Raw genomic sequence first — 6,347 nt, 5'->3', positions numbered from 1 at the left:
CGGGAAGGGGCGGGTAGGGGAAAGGCCCGCCGCAGGCGTCACGATCCGGTCGCCCTCACTGTCGCCGCCGCCTTGCGCGCCGCCACCAGCACCGGGTCCCACACCGGCGAGAACGGCGGGGCGTAGCCCAGGTCCAGCGCCGTCATCCGCTCCACCGTCATCCCGGCGGTCAGCGCGACCGCCGCGACGTCCACCCGCTTGCCCGCGCCCTCGCGGCCGACGATCTGCGTGCCGAGCAGCCGTCCCGTGCGCCGCTCGGCGAGCATCTTCACCGTCATCGGCCGGGTCTCCGGGTAGTACCCGGCGCGGCTGGTCGCCTCGATCGTGACCGCCTCGAACTGGAGCCCCACGGCGGCCGCTTCGGCCTCCAGCAGCCCAGTGCGGGCGATCTCCAGATCGCAGACCTTGCTGACGGCCGTGCCGACGACACCGGGGAAGGTCGCGTAGTCGCCGCCCACATTGGAGCCGATGACCTGCCCGTGCTTGTTGGCGTGGGTGCCCAGCGGAATGTGCCGGGTGCGGCCGGACACCAGGTCGAGGACCTCGACACAGTCACCGCCCGCCCAGATGTTGTCGTAACCGCGCACCCGCATGGCCTGATCGGTCAGCAGCCCGCCGTACTCGCCCACCGGAAGCCCCGCCTCCTGGGCGAGCCCGGTCTCCGGGGCCACCCCCAGGCCCAGGACCACCAGGTCGGCGGGGTATTCGCTCATCTTGGTGGCAACCGCCCGCACCCGGCCGTCCTCGCCCGTGACCACCTCGGTGACCTCCGCGCCGGTCACGGTGTCGATGCCGAGCCCCGACATCGCGTCGCGCACCAGCCGTCCCATGTCGGGGTCGAGCGTGGACATCGGCTGCTCACCGCGCTCCAGGACGGTCACCTGGGCGCCGCGCTGCATGAGCGCCTCGGCCATCTCCACCCCGATGTACCCGGCGCCGATCACCACCGCCCGCTCGACCGGGGTGGCCTCCAGGGACTCCAGCAGCGCCCGCCCGTCGTCCAGGGTCTGCACCCCGTGGACGCCGGGGGCGTCGATCCCGGGCATCCCGGGGCGGCGCGGCCGGGCGCCGGTCGCGATGACCAGGTCGTCGAAGCCGTACCACTGCTCGCCCTCGCCGCGCGGATCGAGGTCCCGCGCCAGGACCCGCTGCCCGGCGAGGTCGATCTCGACGACCTCGGTGTGGGTCCGTACGTCGATTCCGCGGCCCCGGTGGGTCTCGGGCGTCCGGGCGACCAGTTCGTCCGGGCCGTTCACCAGCCCGCCGACCCAGTACGGGATGCCGCAGGCCGAGTACGAGGTGAACTGGCCGCGCTCGAAGGCGAGGATCTCCAGCTCGCCCCGGCTCTTGAGTCTGCGCGCCCGCGACGCGGCGGACATGCCCGCCGCGTCGCCTCCGATGACCACCATGCGTCGTGCCGCCGCCATGTATGCCCCTCCGCCACTGGATGTCCGGCTATAGGGCACCAAGTTAAGCGCGCGAGGTCTGCTCCCGGATCAGCATGTAGAGCACGGCGCTGACGAGCATCAGCGCGCCGTCGATGTAGACCGCGTTCGTCCAGCTGCCGTAATGGTCGAAGAGGGTGCCGCTGAGCGCCGGGCTGACCACCGCGCCGATCTCCCCGACCAGGTTGAACAGCCCGAAGGCCGCGCCGCGTTCGGCCGCGTCCACCACGTCGTTCAGCAGCGCGTGCGCCATCGGCTGGAGCGCGTTGAAGAACAGGCTGGAGACGAAGAGCAGAACGGACATCACCCAGAGGGAGGGCTTCTCATGGGTCTGCAGATACGCGGCGAACACCAGCACCAGCACCCCCTGGACCACGGTGAACGCGATCAGCAGCGGACGCCGCCCCCACCCCCGGGCCTTCGCCCGGTCCGAGAGCATGCCCCCCGCCGGGAAGCCGAGGATCCCCGCGCCCGCGTTGAAGGTGGCCACCAGCGCGGCGTTCTGGAACGAGCTGTGGGCGGCGTCCGCGACGATCGACACCGACCAGAAGCTGAAGAACCACAGATTCCACATGACCGCGATGAAGGCGAAGCTGAGCAGCAGCACATTGCGGTTCCGCGAGACCGCGCCCAGCCGGCCGCTGCGCCGGGCGAAGATCGCCCCGATGAGCACGAACGCCAGCACGCACTCGAGGATGGCCACGCCCCAGCTCGGCATCCCCGCCCCGTCGGCGATCAGATAGACCGCCATGACCGCGGCGCACAGCACCGCCGAGATCCCCAGCAGCCGCAGTGTGGAGCCGGTGGCCTTGAGCGGGCCGCCGATGCGGCGCATATAGACCGCCGTGGCCCAGCCGAACGCGAGCGTCGCGGCGCCGAGCACCAGGAACGGCATCCGCCAGGCGTCCTCCTCGCCGAACACCTCCCCGCCCCAGTCGATCAGGTACGGGGCGCTGATGGTCGCGATCGTCAGCCCGATGGACAGCCCGGTGATGGCCACGCCCATGCCAAGACCGGCCTTGGCGGGCGGGGTGCGCTGGGCGATCAGCGAGCGGTCGTTGGAGTAGAAGACGCCCTCGCCGAGCCCGGTCAGCACCCGCAGCACCACGAAGGCGATCAGCCCGCTCATCAGCCCGCTGGCCAGCGTCGCGACCCCCGCCCACAGCAGCGAGACCGCGAGCATGGTGCGGTGCCCGAAGCGGTCGCCGAGATAGCCGCCGGGGAACTGGGTGAGCATGTAGCCCGCGAAGAAGAGGCTGCCGATCAGACCGCCGAGCGCGTGCGGATGGCTGGCGGAGCCCAGCATGCCGTGGTCGTGTTCGATCAGCCAGGTGACGACGGGGCCGGTGATGGTGCGGTCGGCGTACGAGAAGAGCCAGCCGCCCAGCAGCATGGCCCACAGGGTGTGATACGGCTGCCAGCCGCCGCGGGGCGCCTCCCGGCCCTGCGCGGTGGGCTCTGCGGTCACTTCGGGCATGTCTCCATGTCCCCTCTCGGGCCTGGGGGTTCAGGCTCGGCGGCTCGGTTGGTGCCACACAGAATGTGGCCGGACATCGGGCGCGGCAAGGCGCGTTCGCGGGTCTTTCACCGACCGGAAGCCTCCGCGACGGGGTCTTGCCCCCGGGCGGCGGCGAGAGTACGGGAGATGCCGTGCGCGGCGACCCGTACGGCCGGGATCAGCCCCGGGGCCCGCCCCTCCGCGGCCGGTACCACCACCGACAGTGAGGCCACCACCTCCCCGCCCGGTCCGCGCACCGGAGCGGCGATGGACAGCCCGTCCATGGTGATCTGCCGGTCGCTGACCGCGATCCCGGTGCGCCGCACCTCGGCCAGGGCGGTCCGCAGCCGGTGCGGGTCCTGGATCGTCATCTCGGTGTAGCGGCGCAGCGGGCGGGCGCACACCCGCTCGTACAGCCGTGGCGGCCCGTACGCGAGCAGCACAAGACCGACGCCGGTCGCGTGCAGCGGCCAGCGGCTGCCGACCCGGGTGCGGACCTGGACCGCCGAGTGTCCCGAGATCAGCTCGACATAGACCACCTCCAGGCCGTCCCGCACGGCGAGCTGGACGTTCTCGTGGGTGGCCTCGTACAGGTCCTCCATGAACGGCAGGGCCGCCTCGCGCACCCCGACCCCGCGCGGCGAGAGCGTCGCCACCTCCCACAGCCGCAGCCCGATGTGGTACGCCCCGGTGGCGTCGCGCTCCAGGGCGCCCCAGCGGGTGAGCGAGGCGACCAGCCGGTGCGCGGTGGCCAGCGGCAGCCCGGCGCGCCGGGCGAGGGCGGTGAGGGACAGCGAGCGGTTCGAGGCGTCGAACGCGTCGAGGACCGCCAGCATCCGGCCCGCGACCGAGCGGCCGCCGTCCCGGCCGCCGGTGGCGCGGGCGCCCGGTGGGCTGATGGGAGTGAGGGGGCCGGAGGCGGTCATGACAGCGGGAGGCCGACGTAGTTCTCGGCGAGCTCGGCGGAGGCGGTGGGGGAGGAGGCGATCCGCTCCAGCCGCGCGATCCGCTCCCGGTCCTCGAACGGGCTCTCGTCCGGGCGCCGGTGGAGCGTGTCGGTCATGAAGTACGAGAACCGCTCGGCCTGCCACACCCGGCGCAGACAGGTCCGCGAATAGCCGTCCAGCAGCTCGGGCGAGCCGGTCTCCTGGTGGTGGATCAGCGCACGGGCCAGCGTGATCACATCGGTGACGGCCAGATTGAGCCCCTTGGCGCCGGTGGGCGGCACGATGTGCGCCGCGTCGCCCGCCAGGAAGAGCCGGCCGTGGCGCATCGGCTCCTGGACGAAGCTGCGCATCGGGGTGACGGAGGTGGCGGTGATCGGGCCGCGCTCCAGCGTCCAGTCCCCGTCGAGCGCGAAGCGGGCCGACAGCTCGTCCCAGATCCGCTCATGGGACCAGTCGTCCGGGTCGGTGCCGTTGGGCACCTGGAGGTAGAGCCGGGAGACGTGGGGGGAGCGCATGCTGTGCAGGGCGAAGCCGCGCCGATGGCGGGCGTAGATCAGCTCCTCGCAGGACGGCGCCACATCGGCCAGCACACCGAGCCAGGAGTAGGGGTAGGCGTGCTCGAAGGCGCGCACCCGGTCGGCGGGGATCGTGCGCCGGGCGATGCCGTGGAAGCCGTCGCAGCCCGCCACGTAGTCGCAGCTCAGGGTCTGTTCGCGGCCCTCGTGGCGGAAGCGGATGACGGGCGCGGCGGAGTCCGGCTTCTCGATGGCCAGCGCCTCGGCCCCGAACAGCAGCGGGGGACCGCCCGGCTCCTCCAGCTGGAGCGCGATCAGATCCTTGACGATCTCGGTCTGGGCGTAGACCGTCACCGACTTGCCCCCGGTGGCGGAGGGGAAGTCCACGCGGTGGCCGCGGCCCTCGAAGCGCAGCTCGATGCCCTGGTGGGGCAGCCCCTCGCGGTCCAGCCGCCCGCCGGCGCCGCACTCCCGCAGCACATCCACGGTGCCCTGCTCCAGGATCCCGGCCCGCTGGCGCCGCTCGACATACGCCCGGTCCCGGCTCTCCAGCACCACGCAGTCGATCCCGGCGCGGTGCAGCAGCCGGGCGAGCAGCAGCCCGGCGGGTCCGCCGCCGATGATGCCGACGGTCGTGCGCATCACATCGTCCCCTTGCTGTGGTGGTCCATGTCGCTGTGGTGATCCATGCGGCCCGCTTCGCCTTCGCCACTTGTTCGCTGAATGAAACTTCGTTCATAATCGGCTGGTGATGAGTTTCAGCCCGGTGCCACCACCTGTCAATGGCCCCGTCGGGCCTCTTGAGCGCGGCCTCGCCGTGCTGCGCGAGCTGACCCGGCTTGCCGCGCACGAGGGACAGACGACGGTCCGGCCCGGCGATCTCGTGCGCGGCACGGGGCTCGCCCGGTCCGTGGTCGACCGCGTCGTGGGCACGCTCGAACAGCTCGGTTACGTCACGCTCGACGGCCGCGACATCGGCCTCGCGGTCCGGCTGATGGAGCTGGGCAACGCGTATCTGGCCGCGAGCGGACTGCCCGCCGCCCTCGGCCCGTTCGCCGAGCGGCTCGCGGACGGGCTCGACGAGTCGGTCTCGGTCGCCGTCCCCGACGGCGGCGGGGTGCGCTTCGTCGTCCAGGTCACCCGTCGCCGCACCATGTCCCTCGCCTTCCGGATCGGCGATCTGCTCCCCGCCGAGCGCTGCTCGCCCGGCGCGCTCTTCGCCGCCGAGTGGTCCGGGGCCGACTGGGCCGCCTGGCGCGCCCGCCGCGCCGAGGACCCCCTGGACACCGCGTTCCCGGCCGTCCCGCCCCGCCACCGGCCCGCCTCCGGCGAGGACTTCGAGGCCCGCGTCAAGGAGGCCGCCCGCGACGGCTGGGCCGTCGACGACCAGCTGATCGAACCGGGCCTGGTGGCGGTGTCCGTTCCGGTACGGGACGTCTCGGGCCGTATCGTCTGCGCGGTCAACGTGGTCAGCCACACCAGCCGCCATGACGTGGACTCGCTGCGGGCGGCGGTGCTGGGGCCGCTGGGCGCGGAAGTTCCCGCGATGGAGGCGGCTTTGGCGGCTCCACGGCGACGCCTCGCCGCTTCGGCCGCTTCGGTTCCTCGGGCCGTGGGAGCGCTCGGCCCGTCCGGATCGTCTGCGGGCGCGCCGCGCGGGGGAGGCGGCGGGAGTGGCGGCGCGGGTGCGGCGGGCACCACACCGCCCGGCCCGGCCGCCGCGGGAGCCGACGGAGGGCCGCCCGTGGCGGGTGAAGCTCGCACGGGGTCGGCCCCGGGCGGTCCGTCACCGGGCCCGTCGGCCCGGGTCCCGGGCGACGGCCCCGCCGCCGAGCGGGCGCGGGGCGTCGCGGGCGCGGCACCGATGGCCGTGGGCGAGGACCCCGCGCGGATGGCCAAGCGGGAGCTGGGAGCGGGTTTTCTGCAGTCGCTCGCGCGCGGA

Annotated in this window: 5 protein-coding genes; 1 reads left to right on the top strand and 4 read right to left on the bottom strand. The window is 73.2% G+C overall.

The window, feature by feature from the left end:
- Positions 1-38 precede the first annotated feature (38 nt).
- The 4 genes from GWI24_RS38720 to GWI24_RS38705 all read right to left on the bottom strand — a co-directional run bounded on the left by GWI24_RS38720 (position 39) and on the right by GWI24_RS38705 (position 5,047).
- A complete protein-coding gene (locus GWI24_RS38720) occupies positions 39-1,427 on the bottom strand; it encodes an FAD-dependent oxidoreductase (RefSeq protein ID WP_210950718.1) in 1,389 nt (462 codons plus the stop codon).
- Positions 1,428-1,470: 43 nt separating this feature from the next.
- Positions 1,471-2,922: an MFS transporter gene (locus GWI24_RS38715; RefSeq protein WP_210950717.1), complete on the bottom strand. Its 1,452-nt coding sequence runs from the start codon at positions 2,920-2,922 to the stop codon at positions 1,471-1,473.
- Between the two features lie 107 nt (positions 2,923-3,029).
- Positions 3,030-3,869: an IclR family transcriptional regulator gene (locus GWI24_RS38710; protein ID WP_247617494.1), complete on the bottom strand. Its 840-nt coding sequence runs from the start codon at positions 3,867-3,869 to the stop codon at positions 3,030-3,032.
- Entirely contained in the window at positions 3,866-5,047 is a 1,182-nt protein-coding gene (locus GWI24_RS38705) for a 4-hydroxybenzoate 3-monooxygenase (RefSeq protein WP_210950716.1), read from the bottom strand. Before GWI24_RS38705 ends, GWI24_RS38710 begins: the two co-directional genes overlap by 4 nt.
- 109 nt (positions 5,048-5,156) lie before the next feature.
- Here GWI24_RS38705 and GWI24_RS38700 point away from each other — a divergent pair.
- The coding region (locus GWI24_RS38700) for an IclR family transcriptional regulator (RefSeq protein ID WP_210950715.1) at positions 5,157-6,347 on the top strand (1,191 nt) is incomplete at its 3' end.

The organism is Streptomyces sp. MK37H (genome assembly GCF_018035285.1).
GTDB classification, from domain to species: Bacteria; Actinomycetota; Actinomycetes; order Streptomycetales; family Streptomycetaceae; genus Streptomyces; species Streptomyces endocoffeicus.
Note: the sequence above shows the minus strand (reverse complement) of the source record. Positions and strands in the feature narration are given on the sequence as shown.